General features: G+C 69.6%; 17 protein-coding genes. 6 read left to right on the top strand and 11 right to left on the bottom strand.

The genetic code is table 11. The annotated features are described in order from the left end of the window. Positions 1–4: 4 nt before the first annotated feature. Genes QGN31_RS04750 through sdhC form a run of 4 tightly spaced genes read right to left on the bottom strand, consistent with a single transcriptional unit; the run spans position 5 to position 3379 of the window. Positions 5–802 (bottom strand): succinate dehydrogenase iron-sulfur subunit, encoded by a 798-nt coding sequence (locus QGN31_RS04750; RefSeq protein ID WP_009954091.1) that lies wholly within the window; start codon positions 800–802, stop codon positions 5–7. Further along, positions 802–2556 carry a succinate dehydrogenase flavoprotein subunit gene (gene sdhA / locus QGN31_RS04755; protein WP_008260011.1) on the bottom strand — a complete coding sequence of 585 codons (1755 nt, stop codon included), beginning with the start codon at positions 2554–2556 and terminating at the stop codon, positions 802–804. The genes QGN31_RS04750 and sdhA overlap by 1 nt, the downstream gene beginning before the upstream one ends. A gap of 17 nt (positions 2557–2573) precedes the next feature. Beyond that, the gene (locus QGN31_RS04760) at positions 2574–3044 is read right to left on the bottom strand and encodes a succinate dehydrogenase hydrophobic membrane anchor subunit (protein ID WP_009954090.1); all 471 of its coding nucleotides are present in this window, start codon (positions 3042–3044) and stop codon (positions 2574–2576) included. Next, complete coding sequence (sdhC, locus tag QGN31_RS04765; protein WP_014385723.1) at positions 3041–3379, bottom strand: succinate dehydrogenase, cytochrome b556 subunit; 339 nt, start codon at positions 3377–3379, stop codon at positions 3041–3043. Before sdhC ends, QGN31_RS04760 begins: the two co-directional genes overlap by 4 nt. Before the next feature lie 272 nt (positions 3380–3651). On the opposite strand from sdhC, the gene QGN31_RS04770 reads away from it, so the two are divergent. The 3 genes from QGN31_RS04770 to QGN31_RS04780 are packed head-to-tail and all read left to right on the top strand — an operon-like array spanning position 3652 to position 6421. Further along, on the top strand, positions 3652–4053 hold the full coding sequence (locus tag QGN31_RS04770) for a cytidine deaminase (RefSeq protein WP_014712288.1): 402 nt from the start codon (positions 3652–3654) through the stop codon (positions 4051–4053). Continuing rightward, on the top strand, positions 4053–5336 hold the full coding sequence (locus tag QGN31_RS04775; protein WP_014942845.1) for a thymidine phosphorylase: 1284 nt from the start codon (positions 4053–4055) through the stop codon (positions 5334–5336). Before QGN31_RS04770 ends, QGN31_RS04775 begins: the two co-directional genes overlap by 1 nt. Next, positions 5333–6421, top strand: coding sequence for an adenosine deaminase (locus QGN31_RS04780; protein ID WP_008260006.1), 1089 nt, complete (start codon positions 5333–5335; stop codon positions 6419–6421). The genes QGN31_RS04775 and QGN31_RS04780 overlap by 4 nt, the downstream gene beginning before the upstream one ends. 18 nt (positions 6422–6439) lie before the next feature. Here the strand turns inward: QGN31_RS04780 and QGN31_RS04785 are convergent, their stop codons facing one another. After that, the gene (locus tag QGN31_RS04785) at positions 6440–6883 is read right to left on the bottom strand and encodes a hypothetical protein (protein ID WP_029384552.1); all 444 of its coding nucleotides are present in this window, start codon (positions 6881–6883) and stop codon (positions 6440–6442) included. Between the two features lie 88 nt (positions 6884–6971). Beyond that, positions 6972–7682: a GntR family transcriptional regulator gene (locus QGN31_RS04790; RefSeq protein WP_014942844.1), complete on the bottom strand. Its 711-nt coding sequence runs from the start codon at positions 7680–7682 to the stop codon at positions 6972–6974. 147 nt (positions 7683–7829) lie between these two features. Here QGN31_RS04790 and QGN31_RS04795 point away from each other — a divergent pair, with 147 nt between their 5' ends. Both QGN31_RS04795 and QGN31_RS04800 read left to right on the top strand, forming a co-directional pair. After that, entirely contained in the window at positions 7830–8849 is a 1020-nt protein-coding gene (locus QGN31_RS04795; RefSeq protein ID WP_014942843.1) for a cupin, read from the top strand. Positions 8850–8897: 48 nt separating this feature from the next. Then, entirely contained in the window at positions 8898–9905 is a 1008-nt protein-coding gene (locus tag QGN31_RS04800; protein ID WP_008259993.1) for a VWA domain-containing protein, read from the top strand. Between the two features lie 32 nt (positions 9906–9937). Here the strand turns inward: QGN31_RS04800 and QGN31_RS04805 are convergent, their stop codons facing one another. The 3 genes from QGN31_RS04805 to QGN31_RS04815 are packed head-to-tail and all read right to left on the bottom strand — an operon-like array spanning position 9938 to position 13175. Next, complete coding sequence (locus tag QGN31_RS04805; protein ID WP_326544677.1) at positions 9938–10921, bottom strand: VWA domain-containing protein; 984 nt, start codon at positions 10919–10921, stop codon at positions 9938–9940. A gap of 26 nt (positions 10922–10947) precedes the next feature. Continuing rightward, positions 10948–12237: a protein export chaperone SatS gene (gene satS, locus QGN31_RS04810; RefSeq protein ID WP_014712282.1), complete on the bottom strand. Its 1290-nt coding sequence runs from the start codon at positions 12235–12237 to the stop codon at positions 10948–10950. A 47-nt stretch (positions 12238–12284) separates the two neighbouring features. Continuing rightward, positions 12285–13175, bottom strand: coding sequence for an alkaline phosphatase family protein (locus QGN31_RS04815; protein ID WP_438803648.1), 891 nt, complete (start codon positions 13173–13175; stop codon positions 12285–12287). Between the two features lie 92 nt (positions 13176–13267). On the opposite strand from QGN31_RS04815, the gene upp reads away from it, so the two are divergent. After that, entirely contained in the window at positions 13268–13972 is a 705-nt protein-coding gene (gene upp / locus QGN31_RS04820) for a uracil phosphoribosyltransferase (RefSeq protein WP_020188467.1), read from the top strand. On the opposite strand, the gene QGN31_RS04825 is transcribed toward upp, so the two are convergent. Both QGN31_RS04825 and QGN31_RS04830 read right to left on the bottom strand, forming a co-directional pair. Beyond that, on the bottom strand, positions 13893–15476 hold the full coding sequence (locus QGN31_RS04825; RefSeq protein WP_014942839.1) for a phospho-sugar mutase: 1584 nt from the start codon (positions 15474–15476) through the stop codon (positions 13893–13895). The genes upp and QGN31_RS04825 overlap by 80 nt on opposite strands. Positions 15477–15480: 4 nt before the next feature. Beyond that, entirely contained in the window at positions 15481–16308 is an 828-nt protein-coding gene (locus tag QGN31_RS04830; protein WP_014385715.1) for a purine-nucleoside phosphorylase, read from the bottom strand. Between the last annotated feature and the right edge of the window lie 142 nt (positions 16309–16450).

The following is a 16450-nucleotide window of genomic DNA, read 5'->3' on the forward strand; positions in this document are numbered from 1 at the left end:
CAGGTCAGCGCGAGAACATGATCGCGCGCTTGACCTCCTGGATCGCCTTGGTGATCTGGATGCCGCGCGGGCAGGCCTCGGTGCAGTTGAACGTGGTGCGGCACCGCCACACGCCGTCGACCTCGTTGAGGATGTCCAGGCGCTCGGCGGCGGCCTCGTCGCGGCTGTCGAAGATGAACCGGTGGGCGTTGACGATCGCGGCCGGGCCGTAGTAGCTGCCCTCGTGCCAGAAGATCGGGCAGCTGGTGGTGCACGCCGCGCACAGGATGCACTTGGTGGTGTCGTCGTAGCGGGCGCGGTCGGTCGGGCTCTGAATGCGTTCGCGCGTCGGCGGGTTGCCGGTGGTGATCAGGTACGGCTTGACCGCGCGGTAGGCGTCGAAGAACGGCTCCATGTCGACCACGAGGTCCTTCTCGACCGGCAGCCCGCGGATCGGCTCGACCGTGATGGTCAGCGGTTTGCCCGCCTTCTTGGGGAGCAGGTCGCGCATCAGCACCTTGCAGGCCAACCGATTGACACCGTTGATCCGCATGGCATCCGACCCGCACACCCCGTGCGCGCAGGAGCGCCGGAAGGTCAGCGTCCCGTCCAGGTAGCTCTTGATGTAGATCAGCAGGTTGAGCATCCTGTCGCTGGGCAGGCAGGGCACCCGAAAGCTTTGCCAGCCACCGGTTTCCGCGTAGGCATCGGGCTGGTCGGGGTTGAACCGGGCGATCTTGACGGTCACCATCACCGCCTCGTCGGGAACCGGCGGAAGGGGCGGTTCCAGACTTTCGGCCTGCGGCTCTGCAACGTCCGTCATCAGTACTTCCGTTCCTTGGGTTCGTAGCGCGTCTGCACCACGGGCTTGAAGTCCAGCGCGATGTCGCTCAAAAGGTCGGTGCCCTGCTTATAGGCCATGGTGTGGCGCATGTAGTTGACGTCGTCGCGGTTGGGGTAGTCCTCGCGGGCGTGCCCGCCGCGGGACTCCTTGCGGTTCAGCGCGCCGACCACGGTGACCTCGGCCAGCTCGAGCAAGAAGCCCAGCTCGATGGCCTCCAGCAGGTCGCTGTTGAATCGCTTCCCCTTGTCGTGCACGGTGATTCGCGAATAGCGCTCCTTCAGGGCGTGGATGTCGGTCAGCGCCTGCTTGAGCGTCTCCTCGGTGCGGAACACTGCGGCGTTGTTGTCCATCGACTGCTGCAACGCGTTGCGGATGTCGGCGACGCGCTCGTTGCCGTGCTCGGAGAGGATGTCGCCCACCCAGCCGACGACCATCGCCGCCGGATCCGGCGGCATGTCCACGAAGTCGTGTCCCCGTGCGTAATTGGCGGCGGCGATGCCGGCCCGGCGGCCGAACACGTTGATGTCCAGCAGCGAGTTGGTGCCCAGCCGGTTGGCGCCGTGCACCGACACGCACGCGCATTCGCCCGCCGCGTACAGGCCTGGGACCGTCGAGGTGTTGTCCCGCAACACCTGTCCGGTGACGGTGGTCGGGATGCCGCCCATCACGTAGTGACACGTCGGGTACACCGGGACCAGCTCCTTGACCGGGTCCACGCCCAGATAGGTGCGGGCGAACTCGGTGATGTCGGGCAGCTTGGCCTCGAGTACGTCCTCGCCGAGGTGGCGGACGTCGATGTAGACGTAGTCCTTGTGCGGGCCGGCGCCGCGGCCCTCCAGGACTTCCAAAACCATTGAGCGAGCGACGATGTCGCGCGGTGCCAGGTCGACGATCGTCGGTGCGTAGCGTTCCATGAACCGCTCACCCTCGCCGTTGAGCAGCCGGCCACCCTCGCCGCGCACGGCCTCGGAAATCAGGATGCCCAAACCGGCCAGGCCGGTCGGATGAAATTGGTGAAACTCCATGTCCTCCAAGGGAAGTCCCTTACGGAAGACGATGCCTATGCCGTCGCCGGTCAGCGTGTGCGCGTTGGAGGTGGTCTTGTACATGCGGCCCGAACCGCCGGTCGCGAGCACGATCGCCTTCCCGTGGAAGACGTGGATCTCGCCGGTGGCCAGTTCGTAGGCGACCACGCCGGTGGCCACCGGCCCGCTCGGCGTCTGCGTCAAAACCAGGTCCAGCGCGTAGAACTCGTTGAAGAACTGCACGTCGTGCTTTACGCAGTTCTGGTACAGCGTCTGCAGGATCATGTGGCCGGTGCGATCGGCGGCGTAACAGGACCGGCGCACCGGGGCCTTGCCGTGGTCGCGGGTGTGTCCGCCGAACCGGCGCTGGTCGATGCGGCCCTCGGGGGTGCGGTTGAACGGCATCCCCATCTTTTCCAGGTCGAGCACCGCGTCGATGGCTTCCTTGCACATGATCTCCACCGCGTCCTGGTCGGCGAGGTAGTCGCCGCCCTTGACGGTGTCGAAGGTGTGCCATTCCCAGTTGTCCTCTTCGACGTTGGCCAGCGCCGCGCACATGCCGCCCTGGGCGGCGCCGGTGTGGCTGCGGGTGGGGTAGAGCTTGGTCAGCACCGCGGTGCGCACCCGGGGACCCGCTTCCACCGCGGCGCGCATCCCTGCGCCGCCCGCGCCGACGATCACCACGTCGTACCGGTGTTGCTGGATCACGGGTCAGCCTCCCTCCGTCAGGCGTGAATGTTGGGGTCGAACGTCAGCAGCACGTAGGTGCCCAGCACCAACGTGAACCCCATCGACAGCAACAGCAGGCTGTTGAGCCAGAACCGGGTGCTGTCCTTGCGGCTGTAGTCGTCGATGATCGTGCGCAGGCCGTTGCCGCCGTGCAGCTGCGCAAGCCACAGCAGCGCGAGGTCCCAGAATTGCCAGAACGGCGACGCCCAGCGCTGCGCCACATAGTTGAAGTCGATGCGGTACACGCCGTTGTCCCACATCAGCATGATGAACAGGTGGCCGATCGCCAGCACGAACAGCGCGATGCCCGAGAACCGCATGAACAGCCAGGCGAACTTCTCGAAGTTGGGGATGCCGGCCCGGCGCCGCGGCGAGCGGGGATTGTCCAGGCTGGCGGGCCGGTCGTAGCTGCGTTGTTTGACCGGCGCCGTCTGGCCGCGGGTCAGCTGAAGGTCGGGGCTGCTCATCGGAAGTGCTCCATCATGTGGATGACGGTCACGACGCCGGCCGGGACCATCAGCAGCAGGAACACGACGCCGACGACCCAGAACATCAGGCGCTGGTAGCGCGGGCCCTCGGACCAGAAGTCGATCAGGATCACCCGGATCCCGTTCAGGCCGTGGAAGAGCACCGCGGCGATCAGGCCGTATTCCATCAGGCCGACGATGGGCATCTGATAGTCGTGGATCACCGCGTTGTAGGTCTGCGGGCTGACCCGCAGCATCGCCGCGTCCAGGACGTGCACGAACAGGAAAAAGAAAATGGTCGCGCCGCTGATGCGATGCAGCACCCACGACCACATTCCGGGATCGCCCCGGTAGAGGGTCCGCGGCGGCCTGCGTTTGCGCGAGGTCGCCGGTGCGGGTGCCGCCGGATCCGCGGTTGTCGGTTGTGTAGTCACCCCAGTCCTCACCAGCCTTCTTGCGACCTTCTTGCGACGTTGCGCGACAGTCACGCCGGGCACTTGAGCTTAGCTCGCGCACGGTGTGGCTTGCGTCAATGTCCGTCAAGCGAAATGCCGTTTTGCGGCTAGGGTGACTGTCGGAAACGGCCACCGACGAGCGGGGTTGCGCGATGCCGGAGATCGACTGGAAAACGTTGCGGGACAAGGCAATCCAGGCATCCGAAGGGGCCTATGCGCCGTACTCGCGGTTCGCAGTGGGTGCGGCCGCGCTGGTCGACGATCACCGCGTGGTCACCGGGTGCAATGTGGAGAACATCTCATATGGCCTTGGTCTCTGTGCCGAGTGCGCCGTGGTGTGCGCCCTGCATTCCACCGGCGGCGGCCGGCTGGTCGCGCTGGCGTGCGTGGACCAGCGCGGATCGGTGCTCATGCCGTGCGGGCGATGCCGCCAGGTGCTGCTCGAACACGGCGGTCCCGAGTTGCTGATCGACCATCCGCGCGGGCCGCGCCGGCTCGGCGACCTCCTGCCGGATGCCTTCGGTCCCGACGACGTGGCCGCAGGGCGCCGCTGATGCCGCCCGCCTTCGACGCGCCCACGGTGATCAGGACCAAGCGCGACGGCGGCCGGTTGTCCGACGCCGCCATCGACTGGGTCGTCGACGCCTACACCGCCGGCCGGGTGGCCGAGGAGCAGATGGCGGCCCTGCTGATGGCGATCCTGTTGCGGGGCATGGATCGCGGCGAGACGGCCCGGTGGACGTCGGCGATGCTGGCCTCGGGCGAGCGGCTCGACTTCAGCGACCTCGGCGTGCCCACGGTCGACAAGCACTCCACCGGCGGGGTGGGGGACAAGATCACCCTGCCCCTGGTGCCCGTCGTCGCCGCGTGCGGCGCCGCGGTGCCGCAGGCGTCGGGCCGCGGGCTCGGCCACACCGGCGGCACGCTGGACAAGCTGGAATCCATCGCCGGATTCACCGCCGCGCTGTCCAACCGGCGGGTGCGCGACCAACTGCGCGACCTCGGCGCGGCCATCTTCGCCGCCGGTGACCTGGCCCCGGCCGACGCCAAGCTGTACGCGCTGCGCGACATCACCGCCACCGTCGAGTCGCTGCCGCTGATCGCGAGCTCGGTGATGAGCAAGAAGCTGGCCGAGGGGGCCGGCGCGCTGGTGCTCGACGTGAAGGTCGGTTCCGGGGCGTTCACCGACTCGGAAGCGCAGTCCCGCGACCTGGCGAGCGCCATGGTCGCGCTGGGCGCCGCGCACGGGGTGCCCACCCGCGCGCTGCTGACGGACATGAACACCCCGCTGGGCGCGACCGTCGGCAACGCCCTCGAGGTCGCCGAGTCGCTCGAGGTGCTGGCCGGGGGCGGGCCGCCCGACGTCGTCGAGCTGACGCTGCGGCTGGCCTCCGAGATGCTCGAGCTGGCCGGGGTCGACGGCCGCGATCCCGCCGAGACACTGCGGGATGGCACCGCGATGGACCGGTTTCGCCAGCTCGTCGCCGCCCAGGGCGGCGATTTGTCGGTGCCGCTGCCGATCGCTCGGCATGCCGAGACCGTGACCGCCACCCGGGGCGGCACAATGGGCGATATCGACGCGATGGCAGTGGGGCTGGCGGCTTGGCGGCTCGGAGCGGGCAGATCCCGTCCGGGCGATCGCGTGCAGTTCGGCGCCGGCATCCGGCTGCATCGCCGCCCCGGCGAGCCGGTCACGGCCGGTGAGCCGCTGTTCACCCTGTACACCGACACCCCGGGGCGCTTCGGCGCGGCGCTCGCCGAGCTGGACGGCGCCTTCGGCGTCGGCGACGCCGCCCCAGCTTCGCGTCCGCTGATCATCGATCGGATCGCGCAATGACCGCGCCGCTGGGCCTTGAGCAGATCCGCAAGGCCCCCAAGGCCCTGCTGCACGACCACCTCGACGGCGGGCTGCGCCCGTCGACCGTGCTGGAGATCGCCGGGCAGACCGGCTACGACGAGCTGCCCGCCACCGACGTCGACGAGCTGGCGACGTGGTTTCGCACGCGTTCGCACAGCGGCTCGCTGGAGCGCTACCTGGAGCCGTTCTCCCACACCGTCGCGGTGATGCAGACCCCCGAGGCGCTGCACCGCGTCGCCTACGAGTGCGTGGAAGACCTGGCCGCCGACTCGGTGGTCTACGCCGAGGTGCGGTTCGCGCCCGAGCTGCACATCGACCGCGGGATGTCCTTCGACGCGATCGTCGATGCCGTGCTGGCCGGATTCGCCGACGGCGAGAAGGCCTGTGCCGGTGCGGGCCGTCCGATCGTGGTGCGCCTACTGGTCACCGCGATGCGGCACGCCGCGGTGTCCCGCGAGATCGCCGAGCTGGCAATCCGGTTCCGGGACAAGGGCGTTGTCGGCTTCGACATCGCCGGCGCCGAGGCCGGCAACCCGCCGACGCGCCACCTGGACGCCTTCGAGTACATGCGAGACCACAACGCGCGCTTCACCATTCACGCCGGCGAGGCGTTCGGCCTGCCGTCCATCCACGAGGCGATCGCGTTCTGCGGCGCCGACCGGCTGGGCCACGGGGTGCGGATCGTCGACGACATCGACGTGCTGCCCGACGGACAGGTCCGGTTGGGTCAGCAGGCGGCGATCCTGCGGGACAAGCGAATTCCGCTGGAACTGTGTCCGAGCTCGAACGTGCAGACCGGCGCCGTCAAGAGCATCGCCGAGCATCCGTTCGACCTGCTGGCCCGCGCCCGGTTCCGGGTGACCGTCAACACCGACAACCGGTTGATGAGCGATACCTTCATGAGCCGCGAGATGCTCCGCCTGGTGGAGGCGTTCGGCTACGGCTGGAGCGACCTCGAACGGTTCACCATCAACGCGATGAAGTCCGCGTTCATCCCGTTCGACGAGCGGCTGGCCATCATCGACGAGGTGATCAAGCCGCGATACGCGGTGCTGATCGGCTGAGCCGCCGGTGCGACGTTCTCAGATGTGCCCGGGCATCCCCATCGACGGGTCGGCCGCCGGCATGGGTGGTGGCTCCACCATCGGCGGCGGGGCCATCGGCGGTGGTTCTACGGGGGCCGCGGCCATGGGCGCCAGCGGTTCCGGTGGCGGCGCGATGGGCGGCGGGGGTGGCGGCGGGGCGTACGGGCCACCCGCGCACACCGGGTCGCTGGGCATGCTGATGCAGCTCAAATCCGCGGGGCCGGTGGGCGCCCCGCCCATGGCGTACGGGCCGCCCTGGCACTGCGCCAGCCCCGGCATCCCCGCACATCGGGGATCCGACGGATTGGTGGGAAGGCCGGGATCGGGATCGTCGAGCGGCGCGGCGGGTGTGCGCGCGAAGCCGGGTGCCGCGTTCGCCGGGATCGTCGCACCCGCCGTGGCCGCCCCCAAAATCGACAGGGCCACAACCGTTTTCGTCATCGTGCCGCGCAACCTCGATGCCGTTACCCAGGTCATCGTTCCCCCCGATACATGCGGACCGGGAGCGCTGCGCCCCCGCGTTATTCGATCAGTCTGCTCCATCGCGGCCAAATCCGTTAGCCCAGAACGGATCCGGGTCGACGGTCAGGCCGATGGCGCGCACCGTGCCGGCCAGGTGGGTCTGCACCGCGGTCGCCGCCCGCGCGCGATCGCCGTCGCGCAGGGCTTCGGCGATACCCCGATGCTCCTCGAGAATCGTGGCCACCCGGTCGGGGTCGCGCAGCGTCGATTCGCCGATCATCCGCATCTGGCGGTCGCGCAGGGACGCGTAGAAGCCGGACAGGATGGCGTTGCCCGACTCCTGCAGCGTGATGGCGTGGAAGGCGCGGTCGGCCTCCACGAATTCTCGCCAGTCCGCCGCGGCGGCCGCGTCGCGTTGCCGAGCAAGCTCGCCGGATAGGCGCCCGAACACGGCGGCGCATGCGGCGCCGCCGCGCCCGATCACCTTGCCCGCCGCGAACTGCTCGAGCACCAGCCGCGCCTCCATCACCGCGCGCACCTCGTCGGGCGACACCGGAACCACCAGGGCCCCCCGCTGGGGATACAGGCGCAGCAGTCCCTCGGCCTCCAGCCGCAAAAACGCCTCGCGCACCGGCGTGCGCGACATCCCCAGCGCGCTGGCCACGTCGCCCTCGCTGATCAGCTCGCCGCCGGGGAACTCGCCGGTGAGCACCCGCGTCTTGACGTAGTCCAGCGCGCGGTCCTTGGCCGTCGCCGTCCGCCTGTCCTTCGCAGCCACGCCCGGCCTCTTCTCTGGTAGCTAAGTCGTATCTCAACCGACCAATTGACCGTACACCGGCCGTGTCTAGCTGCGACGTTTGACGCTTAGATACAAGATAAATACTATTTAGATACCAGATCCACCTGAGCGGCAAGGGAGACCGATATGCAGCAACTAGTGACCCCGAACCTGGACCCGACGGTCCCCGCGCCGATGGTCAACGTCGCCGAGTACGCGTTCGAGGGGCGGTTCGAAGAGTGGGCCGAGCAGGCCGAATACTTCGAGTACTCCAGGGCCGCCAACCCGATCGGCTCGGGGCTGACCCCGCGGGTGCCGATCCGGCGGTTCGGTCCCGAGCTCTACCTCGACGCGCCGACCGGCGTGATCGCGCTGGACCTGTCGGCCGAGCTGGGTGGCCCGGCCAGCGCGGCGACCAGCCCCGCGCTGCTGGCCAACTTCGTGTCCATTCGTGCGAACGAGCACGTCGACACCCACCCCAACGCCACCTCGCAGCTGTATTACGTGCTCTACGGGCGGGGGTTCGCGGCGGTCAACGGCCGCCTGATCGAGTGGGAGAAGGGCGACTTCGTGACGCTGCCCGCCGGCGCGCACTCGGTGTTCTACGCCGGCGCGGACACGGTCATGTACTGGGTGCACGACGAGCCCCTGATGCGTTACCTCGGGGCCGACGCGACCCGGCCCCGCTTCCGGGCGACCAAGTTCCGCCGCGCCGACGCCGTCGCCAAGCTGACCGAGATCGCGTCGCGCCCCGGCGCCAACGAGAAGAGCCGTGTCAGCGTCCTGCTGGCCAACGCCGAGCAGGAGCAGACCCTCACCATCACGCACGTGCTGTGGGCCATGTTCGGCGTGCTTCCGCCCCATCAGGTCCAGCGCCCGCACCGGCACCAGTCGGTCGCGCTGGACCTCATCCTGGACGCGCCCGCGGCCGGCTGCTACACGCTGCTGGGCACGCGTCTCGACGAGCGGGGCGACATCGTCGATCCCATCCGGGTGGACTGGCAGGCCGGTGGCGCCTTCACCACCCCGCCGGGCATGTGGCACGCCCACTACAACGAGACCGACGAACCGGCCCACCTGATCCCGGTCCAGGACGCCGGGCTGCAGACCCACCTGCGCAGCCTCGACATCAAGTTCACCCAGCGCCGCGATCTCGCCGCGGGCTGAGCCGGGGCCCGATGCGGGGCCCGGATTCGACGCCTAGTGTGGCTCGACATGAAGGTGCCGCTGCTGGGCCCGGTGTCGCTGACTGGATTCCAGAACCCCTGGTTCTTCCTCGCGCTGCTGGCCGTGCTGCTGGTGATCGGCCTTTATGTCGTGCAGCAATTCGCCCGCCGTCGCCGGGTGCTGCGGTTCGCCAACATGGAGGTGCTGGAGCGCGTGGCCCCGCCGCACCCGAGCCGGTGGCGGCACGTGCCGACCATCCTGCTGGCCACGTCGCTGGTGCTGCTGACCACGGCGATGGCCGGGCCGACGTCGGATGTCCGGATCCCGCTCAACCGCGCGGTCGTGATGCTCGTCATCGACGTCTCGGAATCGATGGCCTCCAACGATGTTCCGCCCAACCGCCTGGCCGCGGCGAAGGAGGCCGGCAAGCAGTTCGCCGATCAGCTGACGCCGGCCATCAACCTGGGGCTGGTGGAATTCGCGGCCAACGCCACGCTGCTGGTGCCCCCGACGACGAACCGCGGCGCGGTGAAGTCGGGCATCGACAGTCTGCAGCCCGCCCCGAAAACCGCTACGGGAGAAGGCATTTTCACCGCGCTGCAGGCGATCGCGACGGTCGGCTCGGTGATGGGCGGCGGCGAAGGCCCGCCGCCGGCGCGGATCGTGCTGGAGTCCGACGGCGCCGAGAACGTGCCGCTGGACCCCAACGCCCCGCAGGGGGCGTTCACCGCCGCCCGAGCCGCCAAGGGCCAAGGCGTGCAGATCTCGACGATCTCGTTCGGCACCCCGTACGGGACCGTCGACTACGAGGGCGCCACCATTCCGGTCCCGGTGGACGATCAGACCCTGCAGAAGATCTGCGAGATCACCGACGGTGAGGCGTTCCACGCCGACAGCCTGGACTCGCTGAAGAACGTGTACACGACGCTGCAGCGCCAGATCGGCTACGAAACCGTCAAGGGCGACGCGAGCCTGGCGTGGATGCTGCTCGGTGCCGTCGTGATGGCCGGCGCCGTGCTGGCCGGCCTGCTCCTGAACCGCAGGCTGCCCGCCTGACCCGCCGGGCGGGCTCGGTCGGTGGACGGGCGCTAGGCCGGCAGGCGCCGGTTGATCAAGAGCGCCAACGCCGTCGCGATCAGCGCCGCGAGCACCCCCAGGCGCAGCCAGCCGGAACTGCCGGGTCCCGGCACGGTGCGGTAGCCGATCTCGTTCTCGATCGCGTTGTAGCTCTTGTTGAGCTCGCCGATGTTGGTGGCGGTGTAGGGCTGCCCGCCGGAGAGCCGGGCGATCGTCTTCATCTGGTCGGTCGACACCGGGACCGCGACGCGCTGCCCGTCCATCTCGATCTCGCCGCCCTTGGTGCCGAACGAGATCGTCGAGATGGGCACGCCCTCGTCCTTGGCCAGGCGGGCCACGGTGTAGACACCGTCGTGCGGATCGCTGGGGTTGGACGGCTTGTTCTCGCGGCCGTCGGAGAGCAGCACGATGCGGGCCGGCGGCGGATTGTCGCCCCCGGTGACCGCCGTGGCGCCGATCGCGTGCAGGGCGGTGAAGATGGCCTGGCCGGTGGCCGTGCTGTCGGCGAAGTCCAGCTTCTTGAGTGCGTCGATGGTCGCCTGGTGCTGCGGCGTGGGCGGGACCAGCAAGTAGGGCGTGCCGGCGAAGCCGACCAGCCCGAGGTTGATGCCGGGTGTCAGCTGGCTGGCGAATTGGCTGGCCGCTTGTTCGGCGGCCTTGAGCCGGTTGGGTTCGACGTCGGTCGCCCGCATTGACTGCGACATGTCGATGACGAGCATGATGACGGCGCGGTTGCGCGGGATGCGCATGTCGTGGGTGGGGGTGGCCAGCGCGATCGTCAGCAACGCCAGGCTGAGTAGCGACGCGGCGATCGGCAGGTGCCGCCACGGCGACTGCGCCACGGGGGCGTCGGTGTAGCGGTGCAGCCGTCGGTTGCGACGGGCCTGCACCACGACGTAGACGGCCAGCAAGGCCAGGGGCACCAAACCGAACAGCAACATGGCCGGGCGCTGGAACCCGTACAGCGGCAGCGGGCCGATTCCGGGAAGCGACACGTCACCAACCTAGCCCGTGAAACGCCCTACTCGCGGCGGAGCCGGCCCTCGACGAATTGCTCCAGCTTCTCCCACTCGCGCACCGCCGCGGCGTACGGCGGCGACGGCTTGGTGACCGAGCCGGGTTCGAGCACGGCGGCCACCAATTTGCCCAGCGGCCGGTTGGTTTCGAGCGCCTTGTCCACCGCGGGATCCTCGGAGTAGTCGCCGATGTCGCGGAGCACCTCGACGGCCAGTTCCAGTTGCTCCCGGTCCACGGCCTCGGGCCCGTCGGCCAGGTCGTCGGCCAGGCCGGTGAGCACGTAGATGTTGTCGTCGGTGACCTCGACCGTGAGCGACCCGTCGGTGGCGGCGGTGCGGATGTCGTCGTAGGTGCTCAGATCGGACAGGTCGTGGTCGTGCTCGTCGGCCAGGTAGCGGGCCAGCGCGCGCTCGGACGGGAACACGCTGATCCGTCCGTTGCGGCCCAGGAAGATCGGCTCGTCGTCGAGGTAGCAGCGCAGGGTGAAGAAGGTGCCCGAGCTCGTCATGATCCGGATCGGATCGATGCCGACCTGCAGCCAGAAGTCCTTGTCGCCGCCGAGCACCGCGGTGTCGCCGGCCGCCCGGGCTTCGGTGTCGTCGTCCTCGTCGTCTTCGTCAACTTCGTCGTCAACGTCGTCGTCAATGTCGTCGGCCGCGGATTCCTCGACGGCGTCTTCGGTCTCGTCCTCTTCGCGCTCCTCGGCCAGTTCGTCTTCGGCCTTGGCCGACAACTTGGCGTCGACGTCGGGGGTGGTGGCGATGTCATCGATCGCGCCCAGCACGTCGTCCCAGCTGCGCCCGATGACCTCGGCGATCGCATGCCAGCGTTTGGCGCCGGCCTTGCCGGTGAAGTGCTCGACCCCGCCCGACACCGTGCCCAGGCTGGGGTTGCCGTTGAAGAACTTCGACACCGCCGCCAGCTCGCACACCGATCCGATGGACGACACGATGGCCAGCGTGCCCGCCAGCGCGGACACCGATTCCGCGGTGGGCTTCTCGGAGACCAGCTCCTCGACCGCGACCAGATCGAACTGCTTGTCCTCGGCGGGCTCGAAGTCATGCGCGTGCGCCGACGTCAGGGCCTTCCACGCCGGGTGGTCGGTCAGGTCGTTGTCGGTGTCGGACCGCACGAACGCCACCAGGTCGGCGACGGAGGAGAAGACGAACAGGTCCTCGTCCTTGCCCAGGAAGGCCTCCCACTCGTCGCCGGAGTCACGCCAGCGGGGCGCCCACACGGTGTAGCGGTCGCCGGCGGACAGGCTCAGGCGAATGGGCACGAGGTCAGCAGCCATGCGGCACAGAATAGCGACGACCGGCCAAGGCGCCGCCGGGCAGTGGTCTAGTCCCAGATGTCGGTGATGGGCGCGGCGCTGGCGGCATAGCCCGTCTTGGGTAGCCCGTACATCTGCTCCACCGTGGAAAGCACGTTGTAGTGGTTGATCTGCTCGCTGTAGTTGCCGGGGCGGACGTGCGCGCCGTAGAACACCGTGGGGATTTGGTTGTGGCTGCCGTTGTCGTCCTCGTCGAACGTCAGGATCAGCAGGCTGTTGTTGGCCACCGCCCAATTGGCGTAACCGGACAGCTGGCGATTCAGCCAGGCGTCGGCCTGCGCGATGGACCCGTCGTGCATGTTGTTGTCGTTGTTGGGGATGACGAACGACACGGTCGGCAGGCTGGCGTAGTTGCCCATCGGGAACGCGGAGAACGGCATCGAGTTCGCCGCCGGCACGTTGGTGAAGTTGGCCCACGGCACGTGCTTGCGCGCGTACTTGCCCGCGGTGCACACCGGCGAGCCGACGGTTGGCAGGCCTTCGGCGAAGCCGACGAACGTGTGGCCCGCGGCCAGCAATTCGGAACCGAGATTGGGGGCCGCGCCGGCGTTGATCGGGCACAGGTCCTTGGTCACCCCGAAGGTGTTGCCCGCGAACAGCGCCAGGTAATTCGGTTCGCTGGGGTGTGTTTCGGCGTATGACTGCGTCATATTGGCGCCATTGGCGGCCAGAAAGGTGATGAAGGGCGCCGACTTGTTGCCGATGATGCCGTTCTCGGAACGGTTTTCCTCCACCACGATCACGATGTGCGCCGGTTGCGGAATGGCCGCTGCCGCAAGGCCTATGCGCGGGGTCAGCGGACTTGCCGCCAGTGCCACCAATGCGACCACCCCGAGCGCCGGCAGGAGGCGATGCGCCCTGCCGAGTAGGCTTCTCGGACTTCGATTTTCGCGCGACACCCCGGGAGTATACGAACGTGCGTGCGGCGTTGCCGGGACGAACGCAAGCGTGTCAGAAGGGCTTTGCCCGATCGTTATATACCCTTCATGGGATGGACGTGCGCGTGATCGACCACCCGCTGGCCGCGGCCCGGCTGACGGTGCTGCGCGACGAACGCACCGACAATGCCGGGTTTCGGGCCGCGCTGCGCGAGCTCACGCTGATGCTGGTGTACGAGGCCAGCCGGGAGGCGCCGCGAAAGTCGGTCAGGATCCGCACCCCGGTGGCCGCGACGGCCGGGACGCGACTGGTCAACCCGCCGCTGCTGGTTCCGGTGCTGCGGGCCGGGTTGGGCATGGTCGAGGCCGCCCAGGCCGCGATACCCGAGGCGGAAGTGGGTTTCGTCGGTGTCGCCCGCGACGAGGAAACCCACCTGCCGGTCCCGTATCTCGAGGCGCTGCCCGACAAACTCGCGCGCCGGCCGGTGATGGTCCTCGACCCCATGCTGGCCACCGGCGGGTCGATGGCCCACACCATAGGCCTGCTGCAGCGCCGCGGCGCCACCGACATCACTGCGCTGTGCGTGGTGGCCGCGCCGGAAGGCCTTGCGGCCGTGCAGAAAGCGGCGCCGGACGCGCGAGTGTTCACCGCCGCGGTCGACAAGGGCCTCAACAAGTCGGCCTATATCGTGCCTGGCCTTGGCGACGCGGGGGATCGCCAGTTCGGGCCGAACCTGTTCACCAGCCCCGCATCGCAGCGACCAGCTCGGCGCGCAGGGCACCGGCGCGCCGCCGCGAAGAATCCAGATCGTCGCTAGGCGCGCAGCGAATCTCCAAGTAGCACTTCAGTTTCGGCTCGGTCCCGGAGGGCCGCACCACCACCCTGACCGACGTGTGGTCGTCACCGCCGGTGAAGATCAGCGCATCGGTGACGTCGGTGAGCTCGGCGGGGAACCCGGCCAGCGTGTCCGGCGGGGTGGTCCGCAGCCGGTGCATCAGCGCGGCCGTCTCGGCGGGGTCGGCGACCCGGCGCGAGACCGCGGCGACGTCGTGCACGCCGTATCGGCGCGCCAGCTCGTCGAGCAGGTCGACGACCGAACGGCCTTGGCGCAGCAGCGTGGCCACCAGGTCGCACACCAGCACCGCGGCGCTGATGCCGTCCTTGTCGCGCACGGCGTCCGGGTCGACGCAGTGCCCGATCGCTTCCTCGTAGGCGTATACCAGGGTGCCGCCGGGGACCTCGGCATCGGCGCGCGCCAGCCATTTGAAGCCGGTGAGGGTTTCGACGTGGACGGCGCCGCGGTGCGCGGCGATGGCCGACAGCATCCGCGAGGACACCAGGGTGCTGGCCACCACCGGAGTTTCGGCGCGCTGCGGCTGGGAAAGAATGTAATCGCCCAGCAGCCAACCGGTTTCGTCGCCGGACAGCATCCGCCACCCCGCTTTGTCGGGGATGCCGACGGCGCACCGGTCGGCGTCGGGATCCAGCGCGATCGCCACGTCGGCGCGCACGTCGGAGGCCAGGGCCAACAGCGCGTCGGCGGCACCCGGCTCCTCGGGGTTGGGGAACGCGACGGTGGGGAAGTCCGGGTCAGGAGCGAATTGCGCTGCGACGGTGTGCACTTGGGCGAAGCCGGCGCGGCGCAGCGTCTCCACGGCCACCGCGCCGCCCACCCCGTGCAGGGCCGTCAGGGCGACCCGCGCCGAGCCGGCCCCGCGCCGCAGCCCGGACGCGCGCTCGACGTAGCGCTCGACCAGATCGGCCTGGCCCGGTTCGACGGGGGCCCTGCCGATCTGGTCGGCGGGCGGGGCGTCGGCCATCGCGGCCTCGATCTCGCGGTCGGTGGGGGAGACGAGCTGGATGCCGCCGTCGACGTACACCTTGTAGCCGTTGTCGGCCGGCGGGTTGTGCGACGCCGTGATCTGGATCCCGGCCAGCGCGCCGGTGTGGCGCACCGCGAACGCGACCACCGGGGTCGGCACCGGACCGGGCAGCAACAGCACCGAAAACCCTTGATCGGCAAGCACTTCGGCGGCCACCGTGGCGAATACCGCCGAACCGTGCCGGGCGTCGCGCCCCACGATCACCCGCGCACCGGCCGGGGCGCGCCGCTTGAGCACCTGCGCCACCGCCCAGGTGGCGCGCGACACCACCGCGACGTTCATCGCGTCGGGGCCGCCGCGCACCGGGCCGCGCAGGCCCGCGGTGCCGAACCTCAGGGGACGGGCGAACCGCGCGGCTAATTCTCCCGCGTCGCACGCGGCGAGCTCGGCGGCCGTCCGCGGGTCGGGGTCGTGGGCGATCCACTCCTCGGGCGTCATGGCCCTAAAACCGGGGCAGCCGCTCGAGGATCAGGGCCAGGAGGGCGCCCATCCGGCTGGCGGACGCGGCCCCCGCGGAGAGCACCTCGGCGTGGCTGAGCGGCTCGCCGCCGATGCCGGCGGCCAGGTTGGTCACCAGCGACACCCCGAGCACCTCGGCGCCGGCCGCCCGCGCCGCGATGGTCTCGTGCACCGTCGACATGCCGACCAGGTCGGCGCCCAGCGTGCGCAGCATCCGGATTTCCGCGGGGGTCTCGTAGTGCGGGCCGGGCAGGCCGGCGTAGACGCCCTCGGTCAGCGTCGGGTCGGCCTGGCGGGCGAATTCGCGCAGCCGCGGGGAGTAGGCGTCGGTCAGGTCCACGAATTGCGGGCCGACCAGCGGGGAACGCGCGGTCAGGTTCAGGTGGTCGCTGATCAACACCGGTTCGCCGACGGCCATGTCCGGGCGCAGTCCGCCCGCCGCATTGGTGAGCACGACCGCGCGCACGCCGGCCGCGCAGGCCGCCCGCACCGGGTGCACGACGTGGCACAGGTCGTGGCCCTCGTAGGCGTGGATGCGGCCGACGAGCACCAGCACCCGGTGTGCGCCGATGCGCATCGACAACAGCTCGCCGGTGTGCCCGATCGCGGTGGGCGGCCGGAAGCCGGGCAGGTCGGCCTGGGGCAGCACGGCGGTCTTCCCGATCGCCTCGGTGCCGAGCGCGGCGACCGCCGGCGACCATCCCGAGCCGAGCACGATGGCGACGTCATGCTCGTCGATTCCGGTGCGCTCGGCGATGACCGCGGCGGCGCGGCGCGCGAGGTCGCCTGGGTCGGACGAGGTTTGGGTCACAGCGGGAGCCTAGCCCGGGGACGGCGAGCGCAGGTGAGGCGCGAGTGAGGAGCCGGGCGATCGAACCTGGCCCGGCGACGGTGTCGCCGGTATGTGTCAAGATCTGGCGTATGAGTCTTCGTAGGTGGCCGGTGGTTGGCCC

This window comes from Mycobacterium sp. 2-64, from assembly GCF_035918375.1.
Taxonomy (GTDB): domain Bacteria; phylum Actinomycetota; class Actinomycetes; order Mycobacteriales; family Mycobacteriaceae; genus Mycobacterium; species Mycobacterium intracellulare.